The organism is Streptomyces sp. CA-106110, from assembly GCF_050936285.1.
GTDB lineage: Bacteria > Actinomycetota > Actinomycetes > Streptomycetales > Streptomycetaceae > Streptomyces.
On sequence record NZ_JBNJNB010000001.1, the window covers coordinates 12,013,265 to 12,028,399 of the forward strand.

At 70.6% G+C, this 15,135-nt stretch carries 13 protein-coding genes; 9 read left to right on the top strand and 4 right to left on the bottom strand.

Features of this window, described 5'->3' with window-relative positions; genetic code table 11:
- The first annotated feature begins 122 nt into the window (after nt 1–122).
- Entirely contained in the window at nt 123–755 is a 633-nt protein-coding gene (locus tag ACQEXA_RS55645; RefSeq protein WP_433134048.1) for a hypothetical protein, read from the top strand.
- A gap of 120 nt (nt 756–875) precedes the next feature.
- Here the strand turns inward: ACQEXA_RS55645 and ACQEXA_RS55650 are convergent, their stop codons facing one another.
- The gene (locus ACQEXA_RS55650) at nt 876–1,511 is read right to left on the bottom strand and encodes a TetR/AcrR family transcriptional regulator (protein ID WP_433134051.1); all 636 of its coding nucleotides are present in this window, start codon (nt 1,509–1,511) and stop codon (nt 876–878) included.
- A gap of 137 nt (nt 1,512–1,648) precedes the next feature.
- Here ACQEXA_RS55650 and ACQEXA_RS55655 point away from each other — a divergent pair, with 137 nt between their 5' ends.
- The 8 genes from ACQEXA_RS55655 (at nt 1,649) to ACQEXA_RS55690 (ending at nt 10,390) form a co-directional block, all read left to right on the top strand.
- A complete protein-coding gene (locus ACQEXA_RS55655; RefSeq protein ID WP_433134054.1) occupies nt 1,649–2,794 on the top strand; it encodes a VOC family protein in 1,146 nt (381 codons plus the stop codon).
- Nucleotides 2,791–3,729: a fumarylacetoacetate hydrolase family protein gene (locus ACQEXA_RS55660; RefSeq protein ID WP_433134056.1), complete on the top strand. Its 939-nt coding sequence runs from the start codon at nt 2,791–2,793 to the stop codon at nt 3,727–3,729. Before ACQEXA_RS55655 ends, ACQEXA_RS55660 begins: the two co-directional genes overlap by 4 nt.
- Nucleotides 3,726–5,357, top strand: coding sequence for a bifunctional 3-(3-hydroxy-phenyl)propionate/3-hydroxycinnamic acid hydroxylase (locus ACQEXA_RS55665; RefSeq protein WP_433134058.1), 1,632 nt, complete (start codon nt 3,726–3,728; stop codon nt 5,355–5,357). Before ACQEXA_RS55660 ends, ACQEXA_RS55665 begins: the two co-directional genes overlap by 4 nt.
- Complete coding sequence (locus ACQEXA_RS55670; protein ID WP_433134060.1) at nt 5,354–7,372, top strand: acetoacetate--CoA ligase; 2,019 nt, start codon at nt 5,354–5,356, stop codon at nt 7,370–7,372. Before ACQEXA_RS55665 ends, ACQEXA_RS55670 begins: the two co-directional genes overlap by 4 nt.
- Before the next feature lie 157 nt (nt 7,373–7,529).
- A complete protein-coding gene (locus ACQEXA_RS55675) occupies nt 7,530–8,147 on the top strand; it encodes a malonic semialdehyde reductase (RefSeq protein WP_433134062.1) in 618 nt (205 codons plus the stop codon).
- 152 nt (nt 8,148–8,299) lie between these two features.
- Nucleotides 8,300–8,821, top strand: a complete 522-nt coding sequence (locus ACQEXA_RS55680) for a hypothetical protein (RefSeq protein WP_359404251.1) — start codon at nt 8,300–8,302, stop codon at nt 8,819–8,821.
- 331 nt (nt 8,822–9,152) lie between these two features.
- Nucleotides 9,153–9,713, top strand: coding sequence for a TetR/AcrR family transcriptional regulator (locus tag ACQEXA_RS55685; protein ID WP_433134809.1), 561 nt, complete (start codon nt 9,153–9,155; stop codon nt 9,711–9,713).
- A gap of 278 nt (nt 9,714–9,991) precedes the next feature.
- Nucleotides 9,992–10,390 (top strand): ATP-binding protein, encoded by a 399-nt coding sequence (locus ACQEXA_RS55690; RefSeq protein WP_433134064.1) that lies wholly within the window; start codon nt 9,992–9,994, stop codon nt 10,388–10,390.
- On the opposite strand, the gene ACQEXA_RS55695 is transcribed toward ACQEXA_RS55690, so the two are convergent.
- The 3 genes from ACQEXA_RS55695 to ACQEXA_RS55705 form a co-directional block, all read right to left on the bottom strand.
- Nucleotides 10,387–12,048 carry a bifunctional 3-(3-hydroxy-phenyl)propionate/3-hydroxycinnamic acid hydroxylase gene (locus ACQEXA_RS55695; RefSeq protein ID WP_433134067.1) on the bottom strand — a complete coding sequence of 554 codons (1,662 nt, stop codon included), beginning with the start codon at nt 12,046–12,048 and terminating at the stop codon, nt 10,387–10,389. The genes ACQEXA_RS55690 and ACQEXA_RS55695 overlap by 4 nt on opposite strands.
- On the bottom strand, nt 12,045–13,190 hold the full coding sequence (locus ACQEXA_RS55700; RefSeq protein WP_433134069.1) for a VOC family protein: 1,146 nt from the start codon (nt 13,188–13,190) through the stop codon (nt 12,045–12,047). The genes ACQEXA_RS55695 and ACQEXA_RS55700 overlap by 4 nt, the downstream gene beginning before the upstream one ends.
- A 134-nt stretch (nt 13,191–13,324) precedes the next feature.
- Nucleotides 13,325–15,091, bottom strand: a complete 1,767-nt coding sequence (locus ACQEXA_RS55705) for an FAD-dependent monooxygenase (RefSeq protein WP_433134072.1) — start codon at nt 15,089–15,091, stop codon at nt 13,325–13,327.
- Nucleotides 15,092–15,135: the final 44 nt, after the last annotated feature.

Consider the following 15,135-nt stretch of genomic DNA (forward strand, 5'->3'; position numbering starts at 1 on the left):
CAGGCGGCTGGGGAGGGGATACGGTGCGCTCTCGTCGACTCATCGTGCGGGCTGGAGTAATCGCCCTGCTGCTTGCGGCCGTCATCACCGCTGTCGCCATGCCAGGAGTGGGGAAGTGGGTCGTGGCAGCGGTCCTCGCCGGGCTCGCCTCCGCTCTCAGCGGGCTCGTGAGCCGCGGCGCCGACAAAGCGATCACCGGTGGCCGTCATGCACTGCTGGCCTCGACACCGTTAGCCCCTTTGACCGTGCGCGCTGCACAGACCGGCATCTTGAGCGGGCACATCGGCCCACAGCCCCGAAGCCCGACAGCGCGCCCGGACTCCCGCAACTGGGTAGCTCTGTCAGGCGCAACGGTGAGCCTGTTTGTCGAGGCCACCGCCGATCGCGCCGTGATCCTCCGTGAGTTACGCGTGCGAGTGGAATCACGGTCTGCTCCCCCCGACATTGGCTTGATCGGTGAACCACCGAGGCCGGCACCGATGGCACCGCAGAGGGTGCGCACGTTCGAGGTGAACCTCAGCGACCCGACGCCCCTGCCGAGACCGGCCGCCGGCGTACCTGATTTCCCGTACACGGTTTCGCATCTTGACCCCGAGCGCTTCATCGTCCACTCGAAGCTCAGTACGCCAGAAGACGTCACATGGCGGGTCGAGGTGCACTGGCTGTGCAACGGGCAGTCGGGAGTCCTGCTTGCCGACCTGGCAGGAGAGCCCTTCCGGCTCGTGGGCCCCCACGCTCGTCGTTCCCCACGCTGAGCGCCGCACGGCGACGCGGCTCGCGTCCCGAGACACCCGGGTCTTCCGTCTCCTGTGGCCCCGGCATCGAGGGTCCCGTGGCACGGCGTAGCCGGGCCAGCCTGCTGGCCCGACTCGGAGTCAGCTGAGGCCGGGCAAGGGGCGCCGGGTGACCTCACGGGCGTCGTCCGGGGGGACGCCGAGCATGCGCAGAACCATCTCGGCCAGGTCGGAGGCGGTCTCGTCGCCGTCGAGGTCGGGGCGAGACAGCCTCAGCGCCACGAGGGACAGCAGGGTGCCGCCCAGGGCGGACAGAGCCGTGGTCGGGTCGGCGCTGGAGAAGCGGCCTGAGGCGATGCCGCGCTCCAGATCGCGCAGGGCCCGCGGGGAAAGTCCTCGGTCGGAGTGAATGTAGGCCAGACCGCGATCACGCAGGATCCGCATCAGTTCCGGGTGGGAGTCGGCCATCCGGGCCGTGAGCCGGAAGCCCGCCGCGACGAGCTCGGCCGGGTCGTCGATCCCTTTTACCCGCTCGTCGATGACCTGGCCGAACTCCTCCAAGGCGTCCGTCACCGCGGCGTCGAACAGCTCCGTCTTCGACGCGAAGTGGTTGTAGAAGGAGCCGAAACCCACGTCCGCGCGCTCGGCGATCACCTGGATGCTGGCGCTGGTGTCCCCGGTCTCCGCGAGGATCTGCCGGGCCGCACGCACGAGCGCCTGACGGGTCTCGGCACGGCGCCGCTCGAAGCGGTTCTTGGGCGGGGCTGACGTCGGCATACAGCGAGTGTAACAACCGTCGCGATGAGTCTGGCATTACTGATGAGATTATCAATAATCTAGGGTCGCCCTATTGACGATGAGGATCAGCAAAGTTGATGATTTCCTCATTACAGCAGTGTTGCTTGGAGGGCACCATGTCTCGAACCCCCGTTAACAGGGCCGCTCCCCAGACGCCCCACCAAGATCTCCACAGCGAGCAGGGCGCCCTGCGCGGCGAGCACCCCGGACGGGCCCGGAATCCCGTGATCAAGGTGGCGGATCTGGCCTGGCTGGAGTTCGAAAAGCCGGACCTGGACCGGGCCGAGGTGTTCGCCCGTGACTTCGGGTTCGCGATCGCCGCCCGCACCGAGCGGGAACTGTGGCTGCGCGGCACGTTCGCGGGCTCACCGTGCATGGTCATCCGGCGCGGACGTGCGTCCCGCTTCATCGGGCCGGCCTTCCGCGCGGCCGAGCGCGGCGACCTGGACCGGCTGGCCCGCGCCACCGGCAATACCGTCCAGGACATCGACGTCCCCGGTGGCGGGCAGTCCCTCGCCCTGCTCGATCCCTCGGGCCTCCCGGTCCGGGTCGTGCACTGCGCCGAACAGCTGCCCGCTCTGTCCGAGCAGCAGCCGCTGATCCTCAATGTCGGCACCGAACACCGCCGCACGAACGCCACCCAGCGACCGCCCCGCGAGCCCTCGCGTATCCAGCGGCTCGGTCACGTGGTGCTCGAGACACGCGTGTTCCTGCGGGCCCTGGACTGGTACCTGGACACCCTCGGGCTGATCGTGTCCGACTTCCTGTTCCTGGACGGGCAGCGCGGGCGCGGGCCGACCATGGCGTTCATCCGCTGCGACCAGGGCAGCACGGCCGTGGACCACCACACACTGGCCATGCACCTGGGGCCCGGCACCGGCTACGTCCACTCCGCCTACCAGGTCACCGACCTCGACGCGATCGCCGCCGGCGGTGAGTACCTGGCCGAGCGCGGCTACCAGCGCAGCTGGGGGATCGGCCGGCACATCCAGGGCAGTCAGCTGTTCGACTACTGGCGCGACCCCGACCGCTTCATGCTGGAGCACTTCGCCGACGGCGACCTGTTCTCCTGCGACCTCGAGCCCGGCTGGGCGCCGATGTCGGCGAGCGGCCTGGCCCAGTGGGGCCCGCCGGTCACCCGGGACTTCCTGGGCACCAACCCGTCCCCCGCCAAGCTCCGCGAGGTCATGTCGGCCCTGCGCGGCGACAACGAACTCGACCCCGCACGCCTGCTGGGCCTGATGAAAGCGATGAACTCATGAGCACCAACGTTCTGCGCACCACCGACGGCTGGTGGGTCGTCCGGGACGAGCGCGCCGTCCGTATCGAGTCCAAGGCGGTCACCACCGCCGAACTGCTCGCCGACCGGGCCGCGGTCCGCGAGGCCGCCGCCTCGGCCGAGAGCGGCACGCCCGTCACCGACCTGCTGGCCCTGCCTCCGGTCACCACCCCCTGCCGGGTCGTCGCCCAGATGGTCAACTACCGCAGCCACGCCCGCGATTCGGGCTTCACCGGCGAGATCCCGCCCACCTTCTTCCGCAAGGCGTCCGGCTCGGTCAGCGGCCCGCACGACACGATCGTGCGCCCCGCGCACGTGAAGTTCCTCGACTACGAGGTGGAACTCGGCCTCGTCATGGGCGCCCCTCTGCCGGTGGGCACGGTCGTCGAGGAGCGGGACCTGCCGCACTACGTCGCCGGGCTCGTCCTGACCAACGACGTCAGCGCCCGCGACGTCCAGCTGACCAAGACCCAGTTCTACGAGAGCAAGTCCTACCCGACCTTCACCCCGACCGGGCCCTACCTCGTCCTGCTGGAGCCCGAGGACTTCGCCCATCTGCTCAACCTGCGGCTGCGGCTGTCGGTCAACGGCGAGCCGCGCCAGGACCGCACGCTCGCCGACATGATCGTACGGCCCGCCCAAGCGCTCACCCTGCTCGCCCGCTTCCAGACCCTCGATGCGGGCGACCTGCTGCTCACCGGCACGCCCGGGGGCACCGCCCTGAAGGCCCCGCCCAAGCCGGTCGAGAAGATCGCCGCGCTGCTGCCGCCCGCACTGAAATGGAAGGCCTTCTTCAACAGCCAGGCCAAGAACCCCCATTACCTGCGCAACGGTGACCTCATCACCGCCACCATCGCCACCCCGGACGGGCGGATCGACCTCGGCGAGCAGCGGACCCCTGTGACGGACACCCCATGAGCGCCGCATCCAGGAGACCGGTGGTGATCATCGGCGCAGGACCCGTGGGAGTCACGGCCGCGCTCCTGCTCGCCCGGCACGGCGTGCGCAGCCTCATCCTGGAACGCCACCAGGACATCTACCCCCTGCCGCGCGCCGTCGCCATGGACGACGAGATCCGCCGGATCCTGCAAAGCGCCGGCATCCACGAGGAGTTCGCCGCCCGCGCCCGCACGGCCCGCGGGCTGCGGCTACTGGACGCCCGGCACCGCCTGATCGGCGAATTCCCGCGGTCCCCGCACGGACACCACGGCTTCCCCCAGACCAGCATGTTCGACCAACCCGAGCTGGAACACCTCCTGCGCGACGCCCTGGCGCGCCGCCCGGAATGCGAGCTGCAAGGCGGGGTGGAAGTCGTGTCCGTCACCCAGGACACCGACGGAACAACCGGTTCGACGGGTCCGGTCCGGGTCACCTTCCGCCGCGACGGCAGCGACGAGGAGGAGCACGTGTGGGCCGATGCCGTCCTCGGCTGCGACGGTGCGGGCAGCCTCACCCGCGACGCCATCGGCGCCGTATGGGAGGACCTGCGCTTCGAGGAGAGCTGGAGGGTCATCGACGTGCGCACCAGCCGCCGGGTGCGCACCTGGGAAGGCGTCGAGCAGATCTGCTGCCCGACCCGGCCGGCCACCTTCATGCGCGTCGGCGAAGACCGCTACCGCTGGGAGTTCCGGCTGCCCGAGGACGAGCGCCTGGACGGCCCGGACGGGCTGGAGCGCCTGCGCAACCTGGTCGCCCCCTGGGTGGACCTGCCGCGTAACGCCTCGGGCGACGACTTCGAGGTGATCCGGCAGGCGCAGTACACCTTCCGAGCCCGCCTCGCCGACCGGTGGCGCAGGGGTCGCATCTTCCTGCTCGGCGACGCAGCCCACCTCACCCCGCCCTTCATCGGGCAGGGCCTGTGTGCCGGCCTGCGCGACGCCCACAACCTGACCTGGAAACTCGCCCAGGTCCTGAAACGGGGCGCAGACGAGGAACTGCTGGACACCTACGAGCGCGAACGCAAACCGCACGCACGCCACGTGATCCGCCTCGCGGTCGCTGTCGGCTGGGCCATGACCGGCGGACAGGACCGTGCCGCGGCGCTGCGCCGGGCCCTGGTGGGCGCAGCCTGCCGCATCCCCGGCGTGACCGCGACGGTGAGCCGCGACCTCAGCCCCGCCCTGACCGCGGGCCCGCTGGTGCGATGCCGCCCCCGGCTGGTCGGCCGCGTGCTGGCCGGCACCTTCTGCCCCCAGCCCTGGGTGAGCGTCGACGGCAGGCGGGTGCGCCTCGATGACGTCCTGGGGGACTCCTTCGCCGTCCTGAGCACCGTGCCGCCCACCCCGCAGGTGACGGCCGTGGCCGCGGCGCTGGGCGCACCCGTGATCGGCGTCGAGGACCTGGGCGACGACGGCACCGTGGCCGCCTGGCTGGCACGCGGCCGGGCGGACGCCGTCCTGCTGCGCCCCGACCGCGTTGTGATGGACACCGTCCCCGCCGGCACCGGCGAATTCACCGGCACCGCCGCCTGGGCACCGCTGCTGCGCACGGCCCATCGTCCCGCCCATGCCCGGTCCGTCCCCTCGCCGAGGAGCACCACACCATGACCGCCCCGCACCCCGCGCCGTATCCGGAGCCCTTCCTCGCGCCCGACCCGCAGGCGGCCGCGAACAGCCGCATCGCGGACTTCGCCCGGTGGGCCGCCCGGCACCGGAGCGTCGAAGGCGCCCCCGACCCGACCGACTACCAGGCGCTGTACCGCTGGTCCGTCACCGATCTGGAAGGGTTCTGGGCCGCGGTGTGGGAGTACTTCGCCATCGATGCGACAACCTCGTACGAGCGGGTACTGGCCCAGGAGACCATGCCCGGAGCCCGCTGGTTTGCCGGCGCCACCCTCAACTACGCCCACCACGCGTTGCGCAACCTGCACCCGGACGCCCCCGCGATCACCGCGCTGGACGAGACCGGCGCCTCCTACGAGATCACGGGCCGGCAGCTGCGCGCCCAGGTCGCCTCCGTCGCGGCCACTCTGCGCGATCTGGGCGTCGGACAGGGCGACCGGGTGGTGGGCTACCTGCCCAACACCCCCCACGCCGTCATCGCCTTCCTCGCCACCGCCGCCCTGGGCGCAGTGTGGTCGGTGTGCGGCCAGGACTACGCACCCAAGGCCGCCGCCGACCGCTTCGCCCAGCTCGAACCGACGGTGCTCATCACCGCGGACGGCTACCTCTTCAACGGCACCACTCACGACCGCCGCGCCTCCTCGCTCGAACTGGCGCGCGCCCTGCCCACGCTGAAGGCCACGGTGCTCGTGGACCACGTGGACCTCGCGTGGGCCAAGGGCGGGCACTCGGCGCTGACGGTTCCCTGGGAGGACGCGGCCACCCGCACCGAATACCTCACCATCGCCCCGGTGCCGTTCGACCACCCCTTGTGGGTCGTCTTCTCCTCCGGCACCACCGGCCTGCCCAAGGGCATCGTCCACGGGCAGGGCGGCATCCTGCTCGAGCACCTCAAGACCCTCGGCCTGCACAGCGATCTGGGCGTCGGGGACCGCCTGCTGTGGTACACCACCACCCACTGGATGATGTGGAACCTGGTCGTCTCCACCCTGCTGACCGGTGCCGCCACCTGCACCTACGACGGCAGCCCAGCGCCGATCGAGCGCCCGGACATCCTGTGGGAGCTGGCGGCCCGCCACAAGGTCACCGTCTTCGGCACCAGCCCCCAGTACCTGCTGGCCATGGCCAAGCTGGGCATCGAACCCTCCGTGCACGACCTGTCGGCCATCCGTGTCATCGGCTGTACCGGCTCCACCTTGCCCGCCTCCGCCTACCCCTGGGTCCGTGACAATGTGGGGTCCGGCATCCAGCTGGCCTCGACCAGCGGCGGCACCGACGTCGTCTCCGGCTTCGCCGGCAGCGCCCCCACGACCCCCGTCTGGGCGGGAGAGCTGTCCGCCCCCAACCTCGGCGTGGCACTGGCGGCGTACGACGGCGCGGGACGGCCGGTCTTGGATCAGGTCGGCGAACTGGTCGTCACCCGCCCCATGCCGTCCATGCCGCTGTACTTCTGGAACGACCCCGACGGCAGCCGCTACCGCGACGCCTACTTCGCCTCCTACCCGGGCGTGTGGCGGCACGGCGACTGGATCACCCTCACCTCTCACGGCTCGGTGATCGTCCACGGCCGCTCCGATGCCACCCTCAACCGCAACGGTGTGCGCCTGGGCAGTGCCGACATCCACGACATCGTCGAACGCCTCCCCGAGATCACCGAGGCCCTCGTCATCGGTGCGGAGGAACCCGACGGCGGCTACTGGATGCCCTTGTTCGTCGTCCCCGCCCTCGGCGTCACCCTGGACGGCGCCCTGCGCGACCGGATCCGCCAAGCGATCCGTACCGGCGCCTCACCCCGCCATGTCCCCGACGAGATCCTCGCCGTGCCGGCCATCCCGCACACCAAGACCGGCAAGAAACTCGAGGTTCCCGTCAAACGCCTGCTCCAGGGTGCCCCCGCCGCACAGGTCCTCAACCCCGCGGCACTCGACAACCCCGAACTCATCGACTTCTTCGCCCGGTTGGGCGCCGAACGGAGCAGGCGGTCAACGCACCACACATGACCGTCGGCAAGGGGCCCACAAGCCCAGGCGAGCGACAGCACCGGGATTCTGTGCCCCGCTCGGCTCCGCAAACCCTGTTTCCCCCGAGTGGTGCCGGGCGGAGATCCCGCTCGGCGCCACACCATCCGCACATCCACGTAAGAGAGAAACCGTGAGCATGACCGACCGCGAACCGCAGGCCCTCGATGTCCTGGACGACACCGGGCGAAAGCTGCTGTTCACCGAGGCCCGCACCGCGAACACCTTCGCCGCAAAGGCCGTCTACGACGACGAACTCGCCATGATCTGGGAACTCGCCCGCTGGTCGCCGAGCGCTGCCAACAGTCAGCCTCTGCGCGTGCTCTTCGTGCGCACCCGCGAGGGCAAGGAGCGACTGGTTCGGCATCTCGAGGAGGGCAACAGGGCCAAGACGCTCAGCGCGCCGGCCGTGGCGGTCCTGGCGTACGACGTCGACTTCCACGAGCAGATGCCGACCGTCTTCCCGGCCCGCGGCGACATGCTGCGAGCGGCGTTCGCCCACCAGGTCGAGACGCGCGAGAGCCTCGCGGCCTACAGCGCGGCACTGCAGACCGGGGTCTTCCTGCTCGCGGTACGTGCGGCGGGGCTCGCGGCCGGTCCCATGGCGGGCTTCGACAAAGCCGGCGTGGACGAGGAGTTCTTCGCCGGTACCAGCTGGTGTTCGCATCTGGTGGTCAACATCGGTCACCCCGGTGCCGACCCGTGGTTCCCGCGGCTGCCCCGCGTGCCCATCGAGGACGCCGTCGCCTGGGCCTGACGGCACTTCCAGCCGTTCGGCCGTGGCCCGCTTCACCACGGCAGGAGAAGCCACGACGGGCTGACGGCAGACAGCCCGTCACCGCACGACTGTGCTTTGAAAATCAGTAACAGCAAGAAGGAAGGCGGGATGCCCCTCCCGCCGTGGTAGCCATGCAAGCTGGAAACATCGCCACCTGGGTCGGCATCGTGATCACCATGCTGATCTCTCTCCTCACGCGCCGCGACGCGCAGAGGCAAGCGGAAATTGCCGAGGAAGCAAACATCGCCGGTCAGGCACAGGTCGAGGCGGCCGAGCGCAGAGCAATCGCTGTGGAAGAGGGCCTGGCCAAGTCTCTGAAACTGCTCGCGCAGGCGCAGAACGCTACGACGCCTCCGCAACCGCTCGCGACGCCTGAGTTGTCGGGCCGTCCTGCGGTGGGATGGGACCTGCAGCGCCGGGGGAAGCACGCCTACTTGCTGCGCAACGGGGGTGCGGAGACGGCTACCGGAGTGCATCTGGACCGCAACCGGGCGACGGCGATCGTGCGCAATGTGCCGGAGAACGCAACGGTACGGCCCGGCGAGTCGGTGCAGTTCCTGATGGTTCCCACATTCGGACACCCACTCCCAGGCGAGGTCTGGGTGAGATGGGACGGACAGGCGGAACCCGTGGCTGTCCCGCTGCCCCGCTGAGACCTCCCGCCCGCAGCGGCGCTTGCGTCAAGGCCGTTTACCCGCAGCGCTGGTAGGCCTGGGCAAGGCCCACGGCGTCTGCCATGCGCGAGGGCTAGAGGAGTAAAACACTCGGGCTGTGTGCTAGCCCCTCCTCAACATGGTCGGTATAGAAACTGCGCACACGAGTCACAGAAGCTGCGACCGAGTGGTCGAGACCAACCCCTCGAAACGCATCAGTTTCGGCGGGCAACGCCACCTTGTCGGATTGGATGCGAAGCAGTTTCGCAGGGGCGAGAGACGGAGTACGGAAGTGACCGCGGACTCAAGCGCACCGGCGCGCCGTACTCGAATGACGCCCGAACGGGAACAGGAGCTGTACGGCGCAGTGATCGACCTGCTGCGCGACGTAGGGTACGACGCCCTGACGATGGACGCGGTCGCCGTCCGCACCCGCTGCAGCAAAGCGACCCTCTACCGCCGATGGAGGAGCAAGCAGAAGCTGGTCGCGACCGCGCTCAAGCGCACGAAGGAAGTCCAAGTCGAGAACATCGACACCGGTTCGCTCACCGGCGACCTGCACGAGCTCGCCGATCGCATCGGCGACGGCTCGGCCGTGGATGTACCGCTGATCCGGGGTTTGGCCCATGCCTCCGCCATTAATCCCGACCTCGCGGAGACCATGCGCCAGCACATGATTGAGCCCGAGCTCACCGGAGTGCGGCAGCTGCTGGGGCGAGCCGCCAGCCGCGAGGAGATAGAAGCTGACGTGCCTGCAGCCAACCTCCTGCTGCACATGACGCTCGGCGCCGTGGTCACCCGATGTCTGCTGGAGGACGTGGAGGTAGATGCCGCCTTCATACACCGCTACATCGACGCAGTGGTGCTGTCGGCGCTCGGCATCAGTCGCTAGCCAACCGCTGACGTGCTGCGGGGGTGACAACTGCTACGTGGTTCATCAGTGAATTGTGCGTGCTGGAAGCGTGAAGAACTCCCATCATTGCAGGTCACAACGCACTTCTTCATTTTCCCAAGCGTCATCCACAGGCATCGGTCGGTGGATGGGGATTCTGGCCCGTCCCGGTTCCTCCGTGCAGGCAATCTGCGACGCGGCGATCTACTCCGAACTGGCTGGACGACCGGACGAGGACGTGGTGTTGCTGATCGCCCCGTGTCCTGGGCGAGGGGCAGGTGGCGTCCTGGACGTTCCCCAGTGATCCGGCGATCGTGGCCACGGCCCGTACCCTGGCCGAGCGGCAGTCGGCCAGTTGGAGTCTGTCCGAGCTGGCGCTCACCACCGAGCTGGTGGTCAGCGAGCTGGTCACCAACGCCATCCGCTACGCGGGCGGCACCGTCCAACTGCGCCTCATCCGCGACCGGGCCCTGATCTGCGAGGTGACCGACCGAAACCCCGCCGCCCCGCACCTGCGCCACCCGCGCACCACGGACGAGGGCGGACGCGGGCTGCTGCTCGTCGCCCAGCTGACCGACCGCTGGGGCACCCGCCACACCGGGGACGGCAAGACCATCTGGGCCGAGCAGCCACTATCCGACGGGCCGAGCACGCCCACGCCGCACCCGGACGGCTAATTAGCGGTGATGACGCCCCCTGCTGCCCGGCCGCGGCTGCACAGCATGGGAGCCCAGGCCGTTACGGCCGCCGCGAGGTCGTCTCCGCACGTCCTACTGAGGCGGGGCCGGGCCGCGGTGGCGAGGACGACCCGGTCGGGACGGAGCAGGACAGCGCCTGCGGTGCCCATCCAGTGGACCAGCGCGGTGGTGCCCGGATCGGCACCAAGGTCGGCGCCGCCTGTGCCGGGCTCCGGTCGCCGGGGGTCGTGCAGGTGGATGACGCGGACGTCCAGCGCCCGCACCAGCGCGTGCAGGGCCGGGCTGAGCGGTGCGCCGGCCAGGAGCGCGAAGTCTTCGCCGAGCAGGTCGTCCAGCGGGCGTTGGCTGCCGTCGGTGCCGGGGATCAGGGGCTGGGGACACAGGGTCCCGGGACGCGGGTGGCCGAGGCGGCGGCGGGAGCTGACCAGGGGGCCCGGCCTCAGCGGCGGGCTGACGGCGGACAGCACGAGACCGGAGGCACCTGGCAGGCGGGCGATGGCGGGCAGGACGGCATTGCGGGCCAGTGCGGTGCCCGTTCCACCCCCGGTCATGAGGACGCCGATATTTACGGCGGTGCGGATCAGCTGCCGCGCGTGGCGGCGGCGTTCGACCTGGTAGGTGTTCAGCAGAACCTCGTTCGCCCGTCCGGTGAGGACACGGGCGAGCTTCCAGGCGAGGTTGTGGGCGTCACGAAGACCCGAGCCCATGCCCTGGCCGATGAAGGGCGGCGTGAGGTGGGCGGCGTCACCGAGCAGGAAGATGCGGCCCTTGCGCCAGCGGTCGGCGACCTGGGCACGGAAGGTGTAGGAGGCGGTGCGCAGGACGTGCAGTTCGTCCTCGGAGATGCCCGGCGTCCAGGGGGCGATCAGCTCGAGCAGACGCTTGCGGTCGGTGAGCTCCTGCGGCTGCTCGCCCGCGCGCAGGCGGAACTCCCAGCGGTAGCGGTCCTCGCCCACCCGCATGTAGGTGGCCGCCCGCTGCGGGTCGCATATCTGGTGGACGCCGTCCCAGGCAGGCAGCGGCCGGCGGCAGCGGATGTCGACGACCAGCCACTGCTGGGCGGTGGCGAGGTCCTGCATCCGGGAGCCGATGGAGGCGCGGACCAGGCTGTTGGCGCCGTCGCATCCCAGGACCGCGTCGGCCAGGAGCGTGTGGGAGACACCGGTGTCCTCGTCCCGGAAGGACACCTTCACCGGAGCGCCGCTGTGCGGGGGCGCAGTCACGGCGGTGACCTCGATGCCTCCGCGCAGCGTCACCCGCGGGTGGTTTGTGAGGTTGTCCCGGAGCAGCTGCTCGAGTTCGGGCTGGTCGAACATGTTGGCCTGGGGAAAGCCGTGCCGGCCGCACGGGTTGTCGCGCAGGAACTCGGCCAGCACCCGATGGGAGCCGTCCAGCAGCCGCATACCGCGGGCGGGGCGGGTGATCTCACTGAACGTCTCATGGATGCCCACGGCTTGGAGGATGCGGTGCACCTCGTCGTCCAGGTGGACGGCGCGCGGCAGCGGATACGGGGCGCGGTGGCGCTCCAAGACCAGGGTGGGCACGCCGTGGCGGGCGAGGAGGGTGGCGGCGGTCAGCCCGGTGGGCCCGGCACCGATCACCGCGACGGGCACGTGCTCGGGGGCGGTGGCGGTCACGAGTTCAGCGCCTTCATCAGCCCCAGCAGACGGGTGCGGTCGATTTCGTTGTCCTCGCGCAGCGCGGAGATCGCCTGGAATAGCATGCCGGGCGAGGGGGAGGTGCCGAGGAAGTCCCGGCTGGCAGGCGGGCCCCACTGGGCCAGGCCGGAGGCGGACATGGCGGCCCAGCCAGGTTCCAGCGTGTTGTCGAAGAGGTCGCCGTCGGTGAAGTGCTCCAGCATGAAGCGGTCCGGGTCGCGCCAGTAGTCGAAGATCTGGCTGCCCTGGATGTGTCGGCCGATGCCCCAGGAGTGGCGGTAGCCGCGCTCGCGCAGGTACTCACCGCCGGCCGCCAGCGCGTCAAGGTCAGCGACCTGGTAGGCCGAGTGGACGTAGCCGTTGTCCGGGCCCAGGTGCATGGCCAGGGTGTGGTGGTCGGCCGGTTCGCTGCCGCGGTCGCAGCGGATGAAGGCCATGGTGGGGCCGCGGTCGCGCTGCCCGTCCAGGTAGAGGAAGTCGCTGACGATCAGGCCCAGGTGCTGCAGGTACCAGTCCAAGGCGCGGTGAAAGACGCGAGTGGAAAGCACGAGGTGGCCCAGGCGCTCCGCTTGAGCGGGCTTGCGGGGCGGACGCTGGGTGGCGTTGACCCGGGCGGCGGTGGCGCCGGTGTTGAAGACCAGGGGCTGTTGCACAGGGCGTGCGGGTTGCTCGGCGACGCCGTGTACGACGCGGACCGGGATGCCGGAGGGGTCGAGCAGGTCCACGGCCCGGCCGCCGCCGTGCTCGGTGAGGGGTCGGACCTCGTGTCCGGTGGCGCGGGCCAGACGGTCGAGGTCGGCGGCGTCGGCGGCCTGGAAGACGGGTCCGACGAACCGGGAGGCAGGGCCGCGGCGGATCACCAGGCAGTGGGTGCCGGCCAGGGCACCGCGCAGGTAGAGGGTGTCGTCGGTACGGGCGGCGGTGGTGAAGCCGAAGTCGTGGGCGAAGGTCTCGGCGCGGTCCAGGTCGGGCTTGGTGAACTCGAGCCAGGCCAGGTCGACCACCTTGATGACGGGCTGGGCCGCGCGGCCGGGGTGTTCCCCGCGCAGAGCGCCCTGCTCGCTGTGCAGGCCCTGGTGGGCGTCGGCCGTGGGGACGGGGGTGGGTGCGGGATCGTTCATGGCGGATTCCCTTCCGGCGGCTCCCGCGACCGGTTGCAGTGGTGGCGGGTGCGGGCTGGGTGGCGGTGGGGATGCCCGGCTCGTCTGGTGCGAGAGCGGTCGGCGGGCCGGGCGTGGGCGGTGGTGAGGGGCCCCTACCGTGCGAGCACGGTGTTCAGCGCGGTGGTGAGTTCGGCGAGCGGGTCGGTGGCCTCGTCCTGGGCGCGCCAGCCGATGAAGCGGTCAGGGCGCACCAGGACGGCGCCTCGCGGGGTGTGCCCGCGTGCGGCGGTCCAGGTGGAGCGCAGGTCGCGGTAGTCGCCGTCGAGGTGGCCGACACGGATCGCGTCCAGCGGTAGCCCGCTCTGTGCGGCGGCCTTCTCGGCGGCCTCGCACCAGGCCTGGCCGTCCTCCCCGGCGATCAGCAGGAAGCGGCCGGGGCGGACCAGGCGGGCCAGGGCCAGGCGATTGCCGTCGAGGTCTTCCAGCCAGGCGTGGGGCAGTGGGTGTCCGGGGCGGGCGGCGGGCTTGTAGACGCGGATGGGGTCGGGGTTCTCGGGGGCGGGAGTGCCGTCGGGCACGATCGCCGCGGAGTCGTAGGTGTAGCCGAACTCGATGCCCAGTTCGTTGAACTCCATGGACTGGGCGGCCACGGTGGCCAGGAAGGTGCGGCGGAAGTCGGTGTCCGCGGGGTCCTCGCTCCACAGGCGGCGGGCCTGCCGCCAGTTCTCCTTCTCGTCGGCCTGCGGCCCGCCGCCGAAGAGGGCGTTGATCGCAATGTGGTTCATGGCGTTCTCCAGCGAGCGCTGGACGTTGGCGGCGTCCGCCGGTCGCCGCTCGGCCTCGTAGGTGTCCAGCAGGGTGTCGCCGGCCTGGCCGTTCAGGACGGCGGCGACCTTCCAGGTGAGGTTCTGGACGTCGTGTATGGCCGAGGTCAGGCCGAGGCCGCCGGTGGGCGGGTGTCGGTGGGCGGCGTCGCCGGCGATCAGGACGCGGCCGGAGCGGTAGCGGTCGGCGACCACGCCCTCCAGGGACCAGCGGGAGATCATGTGGACCGTCGTCTGCTGCTCGGTCAGCCCCAGCGCGGTGCGCAGGTCGGCCAGCACGGACTCGTCGTCCAGCGCGCGGTCGTCTTCGGGCCCGTAGTTGAGGTGGAAGACCCACTCCTCGGACGCGGGTCCCCAGTGGTCGGGGCCCATGGGCACGAGAACGCCGGGGATGCCGAGGTTGGGCAGCCACAGCCAGCGGATCAGCACATCGGGGTCGGCCGCCACTTGGGACAGGTCGGCGGAGAGGTGGAAGGAGACCACGCGGGCGAGGTTGCGCACGCCCTCCTGCACGATGCCCACGGCGGGACCGACGGTGCGGCCGCCGTCGCAGCCCAACAGGTAACGGGCCCGCACCCGGTAGCTCTCGCCGGTGTCGCGGTCGGTGACGGTGGCGGTGACGCCCTCGTTGTCCTGGGCGAGTTCGGTCAGCTCGTGGTGGAACCGGACCCGGCCGGGCGCGAGTTTTTCGGCGCGGGCGCGCAGGACCGGCTCCAGGCGGATCTGGGGCAGGTTGGCCTGCCGCTCGGGGCTGGCCGCGACCCACTCCGGGGAGTGGCCGCCGGCGCCCCAGGCCTCCATTTTGGCGACCTGGCGGCCCCAGTTCTCGCCCTCGCCGGCCAGGCCGACGTACCAGGCGGTGTGGGACATCTGCTCGGCCGGGGTGGAGGCGGCGTAGATGGTGTCGGCCACGTCGACGTCGCGCATGACCTCCATGGCGCGTTGGTTCAGGACGTGGGCCTTGGGCAGGACCGAGGTGCTGGGCCAGGCGGTGACCAGCAGGGATTCGATGCCGATGCGGCTGAGGAGCATGGAGGCGGTGAGTCCCGCGCCGCCTCCGCCGACGATGAGGACGGGGACGTCGATGTCGTTCATGGCTACTCCGTGGGGTGTGGCGGCTCGCGGGCAGTGGGTGGGGA